This window comes from Stenotrophomonas sp. 22DLJC03, from assembly GCF_056861405.1.
The window spans coordinates 917,449-930,140 of record NZ_JBSPUG010000001.1 but is presented as its reverse complement, the minus strand read 5'-3'; the positions used below and the strand labels follow the sequence as shown (position 1 = coordinate 930,140).

General features: G+C 66.1%; 16 protein-coding genes. 11 read left to right on the top strand and 5 right to left on the bottom strand.

Features of this window, described 5'->3' with window-relative positions; translation table 11 throughout:
• The first annotated feature begins 19 nt into the window (after window positions 1–19).
• Window positions 20–1,228 carry an endonuclease/exonuclease/phosphatase family protein gene (locus AC13GA_RS04340; protein ID WP_482997591.1) on the top strand — a complete coding sequence of 403 codons (1,209 nt, stop codon included), beginning with the start codon at window positions 20–22 and terminating at the stop codon, window positions 1,226–1,228.
• Between the two features lie 77 nt (window positions 1,229–1,305).
• Here AC13GA_RS04340 and purT read toward each other — a convergent pair whose 3' ends face one another.
• Window positions 1,306–2,493 (bottom strand): formate-dependent phosphoribosylglycinamide formyltransferase, encoded by a 1,188-nt coding sequence (purT, locus tag AC13GA_RS04335; RefSeq protein ID WP_482997590.1) that lies wholly within the window; start codon window positions 2,491–2,493, stop codon window positions 1,306–1,308.
• 137 nt (window positions 2,494–2,630) lie between these two features.
• On the opposite strand from purT, the gene AC13GA_RS04330 reads away from it, so the two are divergent.
• The 5 genes from AC13GA_RS04330 to AC13GA_RS04310 are packed head-to-tail and all read left to right on the top strand — an operon-like array spanning window position 2,631 to window position 5,329.
• The gene (locus AC13GA_RS04330) at window positions 2,631–3,512 is read left to right on the top strand and encodes an SPFH domain-containing protein (protein ID WP_004148136.1); all 882 of its coding nucleotides are present in this window, start codon (window positions 2,631–2,633) and stop codon (window positions 3,510–3,512) included.
• 45 nt (window positions 3,513–3,557) lie between these two features.
• Complete coding sequence (locus AC13GA_RS04325; RefSeq protein WP_482997589.1) at window positions 3,558–3,737, top strand: type II toxin-antitoxin system antitoxin; 180 nt, start codon at window positions 3,558–3,560, stop codon at window positions 3,735–3,737.
• Window positions 3,734–3,913 carry a DUF4177 domain-containing protein gene (locus AC13GA_RS04320; RefSeq protein WP_004148133.1) on the top strand — a complete coding sequence of 60 codons (180 nt, stop codon included), beginning with the start codon at window positions 3,734–3,736 and terminating at the stop codon, window positions 3,911–3,913. Before AC13GA_RS04325 ends, AC13GA_RS04320 begins: the two co-directional genes overlap by 4 nt.
• A 3-nt stretch (window positions 3,914–3,916) precedes the next feature.
• Window positions 3,917–4,510, top strand: a complete 594-nt coding sequence (locus AC13GA_RS04315; RefSeq protein ID WP_482997588.1) for a PH domain-containing protein — start codon at window positions 3,917–3,919, stop codon at window positions 4,508–4,510.
• Window positions 4,511–4,519: 9 nt separating this feature from the next.
• Entirely contained in the window at window positions 4,520–5,329 is an 810-nt protein-coding gene (locus tag AC13GA_RS04310; protein ID WP_482997587.1) for a M15 family metallopeptidase, read from the top strand.
• Between the two features lie 496 nt (window positions 5,330–5,825).
• Here AC13GA_RS04310 and AC13GA_RS04305 read toward each other — a convergent pair whose 3' ends face one another.
• The 4 genes from AC13GA_RS04305 to AC13GA_RS04290 form a co-directional block, all read right to left on the bottom strand.
• Window positions 5,826–6,197, bottom strand: coding sequence for a DUF423 domain-containing protein (locus AC13GA_RS04305; protein ID WP_046985242.1), 372 nt, complete (start codon window positions 6,195–6,197; stop codon window positions 5,826–5,828).
• Window positions 6,198–6,301: 104 nt separating this feature from the next.
• On the bottom strand, window positions 6,302–7,375 hold the full coding sequence (locus AC13GA_RS04300; protein ID WP_253078420.1) for a polyketide cyclase: 1,074 nt from the start codon (window positions 7,373–7,375) through the stop codon (window positions 6,302–6,304).
• 234 nt (window positions 7,376–7,609) lie between these two features.
• Complete coding sequence (locus tag AC13GA_RS04295; protein ID WP_004148082.1) at window positions 7,610–8,251, bottom strand: response regulator; 642 nt, start codon at window positions 8,249–8,251, stop codon at window positions 7,610–7,612.
• The gene (locus tag AC13GA_RS04290; RefSeq protein WP_046985240.1) at window positions 8,251–9,447 is read right to left on the bottom strand and encodes a sensor histidine kinase; all 1,197 of its coding nucleotides are present in this window, start codon (window positions 9,445–9,447) and stop codon (window positions 8,251–8,253) included. Before AC13GA_RS04290 ends, AC13GA_RS04295 begins: the two co-directional genes overlap by 1 nt.
• 150 nt (window positions 9,448–9,597) lie before the next feature.
• Between AC13GA_RS04290 and AC13GA_RS04285 the strand changes: the two genes are divergently transcribed.
• From AC13GA_RS04285 to AC13GA_RS04265, 5 genes are read left to right on the top strand one after another with little or no spacing between them, the layout of a single operon-like run.
• Window positions 9,598–10,194 (top strand): GNAT family N-acetyltransferase, encoded by a 597-nt coding sequence (locus AC13GA_RS04285; protein WP_004148078.1) that lies wholly within the window; start codon window positions 9,598–9,600, stop codon window positions 10,192–10,194.
• The gene (minC, locus tag AC13GA_RS04280) at window positions 10,140–10,985 is read left to right on the top strand and encodes a septum site-determining protein MinC (RefSeq protein WP_046985239.1); all 846 of its coding nucleotides are present in this window, start codon (window positions 10,140–10,142) and stop codon (window positions 10,983–10,985) included. The genes AC13GA_RS04285 and minC overlap by 55 nt, the downstream gene beginning before the upstream one ends.
• 35 nt (window positions 10,986–11,020) lie before the next feature.
• Window positions 11,021–11,830 carry a septum site-determining protein MinD gene (gene minD, locus AC13GA_RS04275; RefSeq protein WP_004148075.1) on the top strand — a complete coding sequence of 270 codons (810 nt, stop codon included), beginning with the start codon at window positions 11,021–11,023 and terminating at the stop codon, window positions 11,828–11,830.
• Window positions 11,831–11,832: 2 nt separating this feature from the next.
• Window positions 11,833–12,093, top strand: coding sequence for a cell division topological specificity factor MinE (minE, locus tag AC13GA_RS04270; RefSeq protein WP_004148073.1), 261 nt, complete (start codon window positions 11,833–11,835; stop codon window positions 12,091–12,093).
• Window positions 12,094–12,138: 45 nt separating this feature from the next.
• Window positions 12,139–12,618 (top strand): hypothetical protein, encoded by a 480-nt coding sequence (locus AC13GA_RS04265; protein WP_295377483.1) that lies wholly within the window; start codon window positions 12,139–12,141, stop codon window positions 12,616–12,618.
• The last annotated feature ends 74 nt before the right edge of the window (window positions 12,619–12,692 follow it).

Sequence of the window (12,692 nt, the reverse complement as noted above, 5' to 3'; positions counted from 1 at the left end):
CGGGTGCACAATACGGCGCATGAACCTCCGACCCCAGATCCTCGCCCTGGCCCTGCTCTGCGGCGCCACCGCCCCCGCCTTCGCCACTTCCCCTGCGATGACCGAAAAGCCGTCCGCTGCGCTGCGCCTGGCCACCTACAACACCTCGCTGTACTCCGATGAGACCGGTGGCCTGATCAAGGAGCTGGAAGGCGACAGCGAGCACGCGCGCAAGATCGCCGCGGTGCTGCAGCAGGCGCGCCCGGACCTGGTGCTGCTGAACGAATTCGATTTCGACGACGCCCACCGCGCCGCCGACCTGTTCCAGAAACGCTACCTGGAAGTGGCCCAGCCCGGCGGCGGCAAGCCGCTGCACTTCGCCTACCGCTACCTGGCCCCGGTCAACACCGGCGTGCCCAGCGGCCTGGACCTGGACAACAACGGCGTGGTCGGCGGCGAAGGCCGCAGCCGCGGCAACGATGCGTGGGGCTACGGCCTGCACCCAGGCCAGTACGGCATGCTGGTGCTGTCGCGCTACCCGATCGATGAAGCCAAGGTGCGCAGCTTCCAGCTGCTGAAGTGGAGCGCGATGCCGGGCGCGATCCGTCCGGTCGACCCGCGCACCGGCAAGAGCTTCTACAACGACCACGTGTGGTCACAGCTGCGGCTGTCGTCGAAGTCGCATTGGGACGTGCCGGTGAAGACCCCGGCCGGTGTGGTGCATGCACTGGTTTCGCACCCGACCCCGCCGGTGTTCGACGGCCCGGAAAAGCGCAACGCGGCGCGCAACCACGACGAACTGCGCCTGTGGCAGGAATACCTGTCCAAGGGTGACAAGCCGTGGCTGTGCGACGACAAGGGCCAGTGCGGCGGCCTGGCGCAGGACGCGCGCTTCGTGATCCTCGGCGACCTCAACAACGACCCCGTCGACGGCGATGGCCGCCATGAGGCGATCGTCGAACTGATCGAGAACGCCCGCGTGCTGCGCTACCCCACCCCGCGCAGCGTCGGCGCCGAGCAGACCAGCCTGGCCTATGCGGCCAAGGGCATCGAGCGTAAGGGCGCACCATTCCACGCCACCGGCGATTTCGGCCCGAAGTCCGGCACCATGCGCCTGGACTACGTGCTGCCCTCGACCGGTTTCGAGTACATCGGCAGCGGCGTGTTCTGGCCGGCCAATGAAAGCCCGGAAGCGAAGATCGCCCACGGCAGCGACCACCACCTGGTGTGGATGGATGTGAAGCCGTAACCGGTGTCGATGGGGTACCGACCAACGGTCGGTACCCACCGAAATGCGGTCGCCGGGCATGGCCCGGCGCTACCGTTTTACGGGCGAAGTTCGACGCCGATGGCGTCGGCGGCGTCACGCGCGATGGCGCGCGCTTCGTCGATGGTTTCCGCGCGCGCCAGAGTCACGCCCACGCGGCGGTGACCATGCACGCTCGGCTTGCCGAACAGGCGCACGGCGGTATCCGGCACCTGCAGTGCGGCGGCGACGTTGTTGAAGTACGGCACGCCCTCACCATGCGCCAGCAGCGCGCACGAGGCCGACGGTCCGCTCTGGCGGATCACCGGAATCGGCAGGCCGAGGATGGCGCGCGCGTGCAGCGCGAACTCGCTCAGTTCCTGCGATACCAGCGTCACCAGGCCGGTGTCGTGCGGGCGCGGCGACACTTCGCTGAACCACACCTCGTCGCCCTTCACGAACAACTCGACGCCGAACAGGCCCCAGCCGCCGAGGTCATCGGTGATCGCACGCGAGATCTCTTCGGCACGCGCCAGCGCCTTGCTCGACATCGGCTGCGGCTGCCAGCTCTCGCGGTAGTCGCCGTCCTTCTGCAGATGGCCGATCGGCGCACAGAACGAGGTGCCACCGGCATGGCGCACGGTCAGCAGGGTGATCTCGTAATCGAAGTCGATGAAGCCCTCCACGATGCAGCGACCGGCACCGGCACGACCACCGGTCTGTGCGTACCCCCACGCTGGGGCGATGTCCGCCTCGCTGCGCAGGGTGCTCTGGCCCTTGCCCGAGGACGACATCACCGGCTTGACCACGCACGGCAGGCCGATGGCAGCCACGGCTGCACGGTACTCGGCTTCGGTATCGACGAAGCGGTACGGCGAGGTCGGCAGGCCCAGGGTTTCGGCGGCGAGGCGGCGGATGCCCTCGCGGTCCATGGTCAGGCGTGCGGCGCGTGCGGTCGGGATCACCCGCAGGCCCTGCTCCTGTTCCAGCTGCACCAGGGTCTCGGTGTGGATGGCCTCGATCTCCGGCACCACCAGGTGTGGCTGCTCTTGGGCGATCAGCGCACGCAGGGCCATCGCATCCAGCATGTCGATCACGTGCGAGCGGTGCGCCACCTGCATGGCCGGGGCATCGGCATAGCGGTCGGCGGCGATCACTTCCACGCCCAGCCGCTGCAGCTCGATGGCCACCTCCTTGCCGAGTTCGCCCGAGCCCAGCAGCAGCACGCGGGTGGCAGAGGGGGACAACGGAGTTCCAAGCTTGGCCATGGCGGTTCCAGCAGCAATGTGAAGGCGGGTGGGCATTCTAGCTGGCCGGGCACCCAGGCCATGGCATCCGACGAACGGTCGCCCTTATGTGATATCACTTTGATATCTTCATTTCGAACCCTCAAGGACGTACCGCCATGAAAGAGAAGTCGCTGTCTTCCCTCAACGGCCTCGGCACGCTGGCCGGCGCCCTGCTTGTCGCCCTCGCCGGCGGCGCCCTGTTCGTACTGGGGGTGGCAGCCAAGGCCAGCACCGGCTCCCCGAACCTGCTGCTGATGCTGGTCGGCATCCTGGTGGCGGCGCTGGCGATCTTCGCTCTGGCCGGCCTGTACACGGTCCAGCCCAACCAGGCGGCCGTGCTGAGCCTGTTCGGCAAATACGTGGGCACGGTGAAGGACAACGGCCTGCGCTGGAACAACCCCTTCTACAGCAAGCGCCGGGTCAGCCAGCGCGTGCGCAATTTCGAGAGCGGCAAGCTGAAGGTCAACGAGCTCGATGGCAGCCCGATCGAGATCGCTGCGGTGATCGTGTGGCAGGTGGTCGATGCGTCTGAAGCGGTCTACAACGTGGACGACTACGAGAGCTTCGTGCACATCCAGTCCGAATCGGCGCTGCGTGCGATGGCCACCAGTTATCCCTACGACCAGCACGAAGAAGGCCAGCTCGCGCTGCGCAGCCATGCCAGCGAGATCTCCCAGCACCTGAAGAACGAACTGGCCGAGCGCCTGGCCGATGCCGGCGTGCAGGTGATCGACGCACGCATCAGCCACCTCGCCTACGCCGCCGAAATCGCCCAGGCGATGCTGCAGCGCCAGCAGGCCAATGCGGTGATCGCCGCACGTACGCGCATCGTTGCCGGTGCGGTCGGCATGGTGGAGATGGCACTGGCCGAACTGCAGAAGAATGGCGTGGTGCAGCTGGATGAGGAACGCAAGGCGCACATGGTCAGCAACCTGTTGACCGTGCTGTGCTCGGACCGCGGCACCCAGCCGATCGTCAACGCCGGCTCGCTGTACTGAGCCACCCTCGCAACGGGGCGCCCCACCGCCCCGCCAGGAGCCCCCATGAGTGAGAAGAAAGCCTATCCGCTGCGCATCAATGCCGAGGTCCTGGCCGCGGCGCAGCGCTGGGCTGATGTCGAACTGCGCAGCCTCAACGCTCAGATCGAATACGTGCTGCGCGACGCGCTGCGCAAGGCAGGACGCCTGCCCAAACCCAAGGCATCGCCGGAGGACAAGGAATGAGCAAGCGCTGGAGCTACCAGACGATCGAGGTCAAGACCTCCATGATGGGCGTACTCAAGGCCGAGGATGTCCAGGCCGAGCTGGGCCGGCAGGGCCAGCTGGGCTGGGAACTGGTCAACATCATCATCCCCGCGCCGATGCGCCCGGCCATGCTGGTGTTCAAGAAGGAATCCTGAGCCATGATCGGCAGCGATCCGAAACCGTTTGAAGTGGCCGAGAGCTCGCCGCTGCGCGTGCTCTGGGTGCTCCTTCCATTGCTGGTGGCGTTCGTGGCCTGCGTGTATGCGCAGTTGTACAAGGCACCGGCCACTGCGCCCTGGATCGAAGTGACGCTCTCCCCGCCCTGGTTCCGGATGGGTGGCAGCGCAGCGTGGAGCCTGGTGGTGATCGCGCTGATGGGCATCGGGCTGGGCACGGCCTTCTTCCGGCGCCGGGTGGAACTGGCCGGTGACGTGCTGGATGTGCGCTCGACGATGTACCGTCGGCGTGTGCCGGTGGCACAGCTGCGGCTGGACCAGGCCGAGGTGGTCGATCTCAGCCGTGATCGTCGCTATGGCATCCGCTTCAAGACCAACGGCTATTCGATGCCCGGCTTCCATTCCGGCCATTTCCGCCTGCAGGGCGGTGGCAAGGGTTTCGCGCTGGTCACCGACCGTGCACGTGTTCTCGCTCTTCCGGTCAGCGATGGCAGCACGCTGCTGCTCAGCCTGGACCGGCCGCAGGTGCTGCTCGATGCCCTGCGCAAGGTGGCCGCCACCGCGCTGCCGCAGTAAGCTGGATCGATGCACCGCACCACGCCGCTGTTGATCAATATCGAAGCCATCGAGTTGTGGCCCGCCAACCTGCTGCGCGCGCGCAGCAACCTCGATGCACGCCTGCTGGCGCGTGCGCGCTGGGTGCTGCGACGCAAACGCGATGGCCGCTACCTTGCGGCGGTACTGGCGCATGGCGTGCACTCGCTGGTGCCGAGCCTGCCGCGCGAGCCCGGGGTCGAGGAAGCGCTGGCGCTGCTGGACGCGGCAGTGGCACGCCCGTTCGGCGCTGCGTTGGAAGAGCAATGGCTGCCGCTGGCCGGGCTGCAGCATCGCCTGCAGCAGCTGGGTCTGGATGCACAGCGCTATGCAGACGACAGCGGCCTTCCACTGGAACCCGAGCCCTGCCTGTTGCACTTCGCCGGCCGTGATCGTTTCGCCCGTCCGTTGTGGCTGCGCCGCGGTGCCGCGCAGGGTTGGCGTCGCATGCGCCTGCACGCCGCGCGGGACGGCATTGCGCTGGACGCGATCTCCGGCTTCCGCAGCCATGCTTACCAGCTGGGCATCTTCGAACGGAAGCTGGCGCGCGGCTTGAGCGTGGCGGAGATTCTGAAGGTCAACGCCGCGCCGGGTTTCAGCGAACACCACAGCGGCCACGCGCTGGACATCGGCACACCGGGCGATGCGCCGGCCGAAGAATCGTTCGAAGCCACCGACGCGTTCGCGTGGCTGCAGGCACATGCCGGCGAGCATGGCTTCCACTTGAGCTACCCGCGCGACAACCCGCACGGGATCGTCTACGAACCGTGGCATTGGTGCTGGGGACCGGCCAACGGCTGAGCCCCTCGTGGCGGCCGCAAGGCGAACTCCATGGAGCTATCCGAGCGGGTGGGCTGCACAGGAGACGCAGTCAATACGTCTCTGTAGGCTCGGGCGCGCCATCCATGGCGCTTACGCTCCTGCGCAACCCACCCGCCCGGCCACGGACAGATTCCGCGTGCGTCCGCCACGGAATGGAACAAGAGAGCACAGGCAGAAGCGGGTCGCCTTGCTCGAAGCCTCTATAACGGATCAGCACGCGGCTGTTGGGTCCGCCTTCAAGCGAGCCGAGCACCGCAGGTCCGGTGAGGGCGAAGAGGTGCGGGCGTCTGAGCGCAGCGAGTTCCCGCACCGCCCCTCGACGGGCCGAGGAGCACAGGGCACCGGTGCGCAGCACCGGCTCGCGGCCGGCGGCGCGCTTCTTTTGGTTACTTTTCTTTTCGCGCGAAAAGAAAAGTAACGCCCATGAACGGTGCAGATCGCATCAGCATGGATTGAAGCGACAATCTCGACTCAGTTACCGCCTCAACGCATTGATCGCCAGCAGCACCCATCCGGCCATCATGCTGGTGCCACCGATCGGCGCCAGCCGCGTCGGCCACTGCCACAACGCGCCGCCCACCAGGCTGCCGGAAAACAGCAGCACGCCCAGCAGCAGCACGTACAGCGCCAGGTGCGCGATCGCGCCCTGCGCACGTGGCCCCAGCGCCACCAGCACCGCGCCATGCGCGAACGCATACAACGCCGCCATGTTCAGATGCTGCTGCGCCAGCGGATCGGCAACACCGTGCGAAGCATAGGCGGACAGACCGATCGAAGCCGCCGCCAGCAACGCCCCCAGGCAGGCCAGCAGCGAGGGCTTACGTGCGCGTCGTTCAACATTGAACATGACTGCTCCTTGCGCAGCGCCCGATGCCGGGCGCGGGATGAAAAAAAACGCGCCGCAGGAAGCGGCGCGTTTTCGTGTCCAGCACTACATGGGTCAGCCGAGGCTTACTTGACGGCCCAGTAGATGTCGTACGTGGCTTCCGGAGTGAACGACTTGTCGAGGCCGTCCTTCCAGGTTTCGTACGGACGGTCGATGACTTCGTTGCCCGAGGTCACGGCCCAGGCACGCAGGCCGCTGCGCGCCACGTCCAGACCCGCCATGTGGCCGGTGTAGGCCGCATGTGCCGAACGGTGCGGAGCAACGTGCACGTACTTGACCGGAGCACCACCGTCGATCTTGACGGTCAGGGCTTCAGCAGTGGCACCTTCAGCACCCTTCTTCTTCACCGGCTGGGCGATGTCGAAGGCGTACTTCTCAGCACCGAAGTCGGTGGTGATGATGCGGAACGGGCCGGCGGCTTCGAGGCCATTGGCCTCCATCACGCGCTTGATCCACTCCTGGTTGTCCTTGATGGACTTGGTGATGCTGTCCTGGCCGCGGTCCACGTTACCGGCGTTGACGACCAGCAGGTCTTCGGCCGGAACTTCAACAATGGCCAGATCGGTCAGCGGGGCTTCCGGGGTGCGGTAGTCCACGTTCGGAACGCTGGCCAGCATGTTGGCCATGCGCGACAGGCCCATCTTGATGTCGTCGCCGATCTGGCGGCTGACATAAAGACCGGCGTAACGGCCGAACAGGTCGAAGCCGTACTTCACCGAGTAGTCCTGGGTGATCTTGACGTTGCGACCGCCCTTGCCGGTCGGCTCCAGGGTGAAGGTGGTGACCTTGTCGTGACCCTTGGTGGCGTCGTCGATGTTGATCACAACACGCTTGTTTTCCTCGGCTTCGGTGATCTTCCAGGAACCGGTGCCCAGGTCCTTGGAGGTGAAGTCGAGGGTGGCACCGGTACCGGAGACCGGGCCGGACAGCTTCAGTTCAACGGCGGGATCGCGCAGTACCAGCGGGTTCCAGTCCTTGAAGCGGCGCAGACTGCTGACCGTGTCGTACACGATCGTCATCTTGCGGTTGGTCTCGATGCTTTCGGTGATGTGACGCTCGCCCGGCAGACATACGCCAATGATGACGAACAGGCCAGCCACGATCCCCAAGGCGATCAGGAACTCGATAATACGGGTCATTCAGAGAGTCTCCGGGGCCGATCCCACGGCCGGGTTGATTGAAGCGAAGCGCCAATCCTAGCAGGCTTCGCGGGCATTGTTTATCGGGATTGGCGCACCGGTTTCCCTGCCGGCTGCGTATTTGTATGGACAAAGAATTCGAAGGGTAACGCATACCGGTGCCCGGCATGTAGGGGTCAACCCCGGCCAGGGTCCGGGGTTGCGGTCCAAGTCGTTGTCCGGGAACGATTTTCCTCAGACCAGCTGCAGTTCGAACGCCTTCAGTACGGCACGCGTACGGTCGCGGACGCCCAGCTTGGAGAGAATGTTGGACACGTGGTTCTTGATCGTGCCTTCGGCCACGCCCAGCGAATTGGCGATCTCCTTGTTGGAGAAACCACTGGCCATCAGCCGCAGGATCTCGGTCTCGCGGTCGGTCAAAGGATCCGGGCGATCCAGGCTGACGAAGTCGTTGCGCATGTGCTCCAGGCCGGACAACAGGCGCTGGGTCACCGCCGGCTGCACCAGCGAGCCCCCGTCGGCCACCGTGCGGATGGCGCCGACCAGCTGTGCCAGGGTCACGTCCTTGAGCAGGTAGCCCTTGGCACCGGCCTTGAGCCCGGCCAGCACCAGCTGATCGTCATCGAAGGTGGTGAGGATGATGGTCGGCGGCAGTTGTTCCTGCCGGGACAGCATCTGCAGCGCCTCCAGCCCGGACATCACCGGCATGCGCATGTCCATCAGCACCACGTCCGGGCGCACCTGCGGGATCAGCTCAACCGCCTGCCGGCCATCGCCGGCTTCGGCCACCACTTCGATACCGTCGTCGAGCGCCAGCAGGGAGCGGATTCCCTGCCGCACCAGGGTTTGGTCGTCGACCAGGCAGACGCGAATCATCAACGCACTCCTTCAGGAACCTTGGTAAGGGCGGCCACCAGCACCGTTGCCGGCACCGTCGCCCGCAGGCGGAAGCCTTCGCCGGGACGGGTCTCGACCTGCAGCTGGCCACCACATTGTTGCAGGCGCTCGCGCATGCCGCGCAAGCCATTGCCGACATTGACCATTTCCGCGCCGACACCGTCGTCGCGGGCCTCGATCACGACCCGGTCGGGGGCTTCACGGTACACCTTGATCCACAGGTGGCGCGCACCGGCATGGCGCACGGCGTTGGTGATGATCTCCTGGGTGCAGCGCAGCAGTACGTGGGCCCGCTGCGGGTCCTCCACGTTCAGCGAGTCCTCGATCTCCAGCTGGATGTCCAGCGAGGGCACGTTCTCGGTCAGCGGCCGCAGCGCGGCAGCCAGGTCGATGGCACCGGTCTCGCGCAGTTGGCTGACCACCTCGCGGACGTTGCCCAGCAGCAGCTTGGCCAGGCCATGCGAACGCTTTACATGCTCCAGTGCCTGGCCCTCGGCCAGGTGGCTGGCCACTTCCAGGTTCAGGGTCAGCGCGGTCAACTGGTGGCCGAGCAGGTCGTGCAGCTCGCGCGAAATGCGGGTGCGTTCGTTGACCCGGGCACTTTCAGCCAGCAGGGCGCGGGTCGCGCGCAGCTCCGCGTTCAGCCGGCGCTGCTCGTCGCGGGCCTCGGTCTGCTGCCGGGCGACCAGGCTGGTCACGAAGATGAACATGGAGAAGCCGCCGTACAGCAGCGACTGCATCACCGCCTCGAACAGCGGGAAGCGCAGCAGCATGTAGTAGACCGGGGCCACCGCCAGCTGGCTGACCAGCAGCCACAGCACGCCCAGCCGCACCGACAGCATCCAGGGAATGACCCCGGCGGCGACCATCATCAGGATGCTGCCCAGGCCCGAGCCACTCAGGAAGCTCACCGCCAGCGCCGAGACGGTCAACAGCAGTAGCAGCCCGCGGTCCAGCCAGGTGGTATGGCTGTCGCTGCGCAGAATGCGGGTCAGCCAGTAGTAGGCGGTGCCGAAGGACAGATAGGCGACGAACAGCAGGATCGCCCAACCGCCCATGTCGTTGCGGCTGTGCAGGTTCTCGAACTGCGAATACGCCAGCGGCAGTCCGACCATGACCCAGGTGAACAGGCCGGCCAGGCGGAGGACGCGTGTATGGCTGAGGACTCCCAACATGCCAGCACTCTACGGGCCCAGCCTGCGTCCCGCACCCCACGGAAGTCATGCCCGCCCGGTCGCCTGTTCATGCCGCAGCCCACCCCGGGCATGCAATAATCGTGCGCAGGGTCCTTTGATGGACCAACCGCGTTACCCCACGGAGTCACAATGTCGATTGTCATCCGCGACGTGCGCGAGCACGAGCTCGATTCCGTCCTGGCTTTGAACAACAACGCTGGCCTGGCCATCCTTCCCCTGGATGCGGCACGCCTGCGCCTGTTCTATGAAACCGCTGAATATTTCCGCGTCGCCGAGCGCGACGGCAACCTGGCCGGCTTCCTGATCGGCTTCGGCAGCGACAGCCAGCACGACAGCAGCAACTTCGCCTGGTTCAAGCAGCAACTGGACACCCCGTTCTTCTATATCGACCGCATCGTGGTCGCCAGCCGCCGTCGCGGCGGTGGCGTCGGCCGTGCGTTCTATGCCGACGCGCAGAGCTTCGCCGAGCTGCGCTATCCGCAGATGACCTGCGAGGTCTTCCTCGACCACGGCGCCGATGCCGCCCTGCTCTTCCACGGCAGCTTCGGCTTCCGCGAGCTGGGCCAGAACACCATGCCGCACGTCGATGTGCGCGCCAGCATGCTGGCCAAGGAACTGTGCAGCTACCCGTGGGTCCAGGAGACCTACGGTGACAAGCTGCCGGATGTGGCATGGACACGTGCCCGGCAGCTGCCGGCACAGGCACAGCGGCCGACGGGGACCTGAGCGTGGCGGTGAATTTCGATTACGAACAGGCCGGTGAACTGAAGATCGGCCAGGTGGGCATCGCCAACCTGCGCATCCGCACCCTTGATGTCGAGCGCCTCGTACAGGAAATGCACGAGCGCGTGACCCGCGCGCCGAAGCTGTTCGGCCGCGCGGCGGTGATCCTCGACTTCGGCGGCCTCAGCCAGGTGCCGGACGTGGCCACCGCGCAGGCGCTGGTCGATGGCCTGCGCAGTGCCGGCGTGCTGCCGGTGGCACTGGCCTATGGCACCAGCGCGGTCGACCTGCTCTCGCAGCAGCTCGGACTGCCGCTGCTGGCCAAGTTCCGCGCCCAGTACGAACGTGCCGAGGCCGAACCGGCTCCGCCACCGCCCGCACCGGAACCGCGCCGGGCCGCGCGCGCCGAACCGAAGCCGGCACCGGCCACGCCGGTAGCCAAGGTCGCCGATGCGGCCGCACCGCAACCGGGCCGCATGCAGCTGGGCAACGTGCGCTCGGGCCAGCAGCTGTACGCGGAAAACTGCGACCTGACCGTGATGGCCACCGTCGGCGCTGGCGCCGAAGTCATCGCCGACGGCAGCATCCATATCTACGGGACCCTGCGCGGCCGCGCGCTGGCAGGGGCCCAGGGCAACACCGCGGCACGCATCTTCTGCCGTGATTTCCATGCGGAACTGGTCGCCATTGCAGGCCACTACAAGGTACTGGACGATGTCCCGGACACCCTGCGCGGCAAGGCCGTGCAGGTGTGGCTGGAACAGGACCAGATCAAGATCGCTGCGCTGGACTGACGCAGCACCCAAACAGAATCATCAGGAGAAGTCCTTTGGCTGAAATCATCGTAGTCACCTCCGGCAAGGGCGGCGTCGGCAAGACCACTTCCAGCGCAAGCCTGGCCTGCGGCCTGGCACGGCGCGGCAAGAAGGTGGCGGTGATCGACTTCGACGTCGGCCTGCGCAACCTCGATCTGATCATGGGCTGCGAACGCCGCGTGGTGTACGACTTCGTCAACGTCGTGCACGGCGAAGCGACCCTCAAGCAGGCCCTGATCAAGGACAAGCGCTTCGACAATCTGTACGTGCTGGCTGCCTCGCAGACCCGCGACAAGGATGCGCTGACCCAGGAAGGCGTGGGCAAGGTCCTGAAGGACCTGGCCGCCGACGGCTTCGACTACATCATCTGCGACTCCCCGGCCGGCATCGAGAAGGGCGCCTTCCTGGCGATGTACTTCGCCGACCGCGCCGTGGTCGTGGTGAACCCGGAAGTGTCCTCGGTACGCGACTCGGACCGCATCATCGGCCTGCTCGACTCGAAGACCCACAAGGCCGAGTCCGGCCAGGACGTGCCGGCCTTCCTGCTGCTGACCCGCTACACCCCGGTGCGCGTGGAAAGCGGCGAGATGCTCAGCATCGCCGACGTCGAGGAAGTGCTTGGACTGAAGGCGATCGGCGTGATCCCCGAGTCGGGTGACGTGCTCAACGCCTCCAACAAAGGCGAGCCGGTCATCCTGGATGTCGAGTCCGCTGCCGGCCAGGCCTACGACGACGCCGTCGCGCGCATCCTCGGCGAAGAACGCCCGATGCGCTTCACCAACGTCGAGAAGAAGGGCTTCTTCAGCAAGCTGTTCGGAGGGTAAGCATGGGCCTGTTTGATTTCCTCAAAGCGAAGAAGACCACCGCCGAAACCGCCAAGAACCGCCTGCAGATCATCATCGCGCAGGAACGCAGCAACCGCGGCGGTCCCGATTACCTGCCGCTGCTGCAGCGCGAGCTGCTGGAAGTGATCAAGAAGTACGTCAACATCGACGTCGATGCGGTGAAGGTCGACCTGGTCAAGGATGGCCAGCACGATGTGCTGGACATCTCCGTGGCGCTGCCGGAAGGCCCGGACAAACCCTGACCCCTGCCCCGCCCGTGCCTGCATGGGCGGGGCTGCATGACCTGCATGACCGACACCACGCCCGAACCGAACGTCACCCGCGTCGGCGATATCGCCTTCGCCGATGCGCAGCGCCTGCTCGCCGCACACGACCTGCGGCTGCACCGGGTCGCCGCCGGCGCGCCGATTCCCGGCAGCTACTGGGGCGAGCCCGAGGCCGGCATCATCGCCAGCGACGTGTACGTGCGCGATGACACGCCTGTGCACTCGATGCTGCACGAGGCCTGCCACCTTATCGTGCTGCCGCCCGAGCGCCGCGCACAGGTGCATACCGATGCCACCGACTCGGTGCCCGAAGAGGACGCCACCTGCTACCTGCAGATCGTGCTGGCCGGCCACCTGCCCGGTGTCGGCAGCGAACAGCTGATGGCTGACATGGATGCGTGGGGGTATACGTATCGGTTGGGATCTACGAAGGCGTGGTTCGAGCAGGACGCGGAAGACGCGAAAGCTTGGTTGATCGAACGCGGGTTGCCGGTAGCGTGAACCACCGTGAACCGGGGTCAGATCCCTTCGTCCTGAATCATCGGTAGTGCCGGCCGCTGGCCGGCAACCTCATG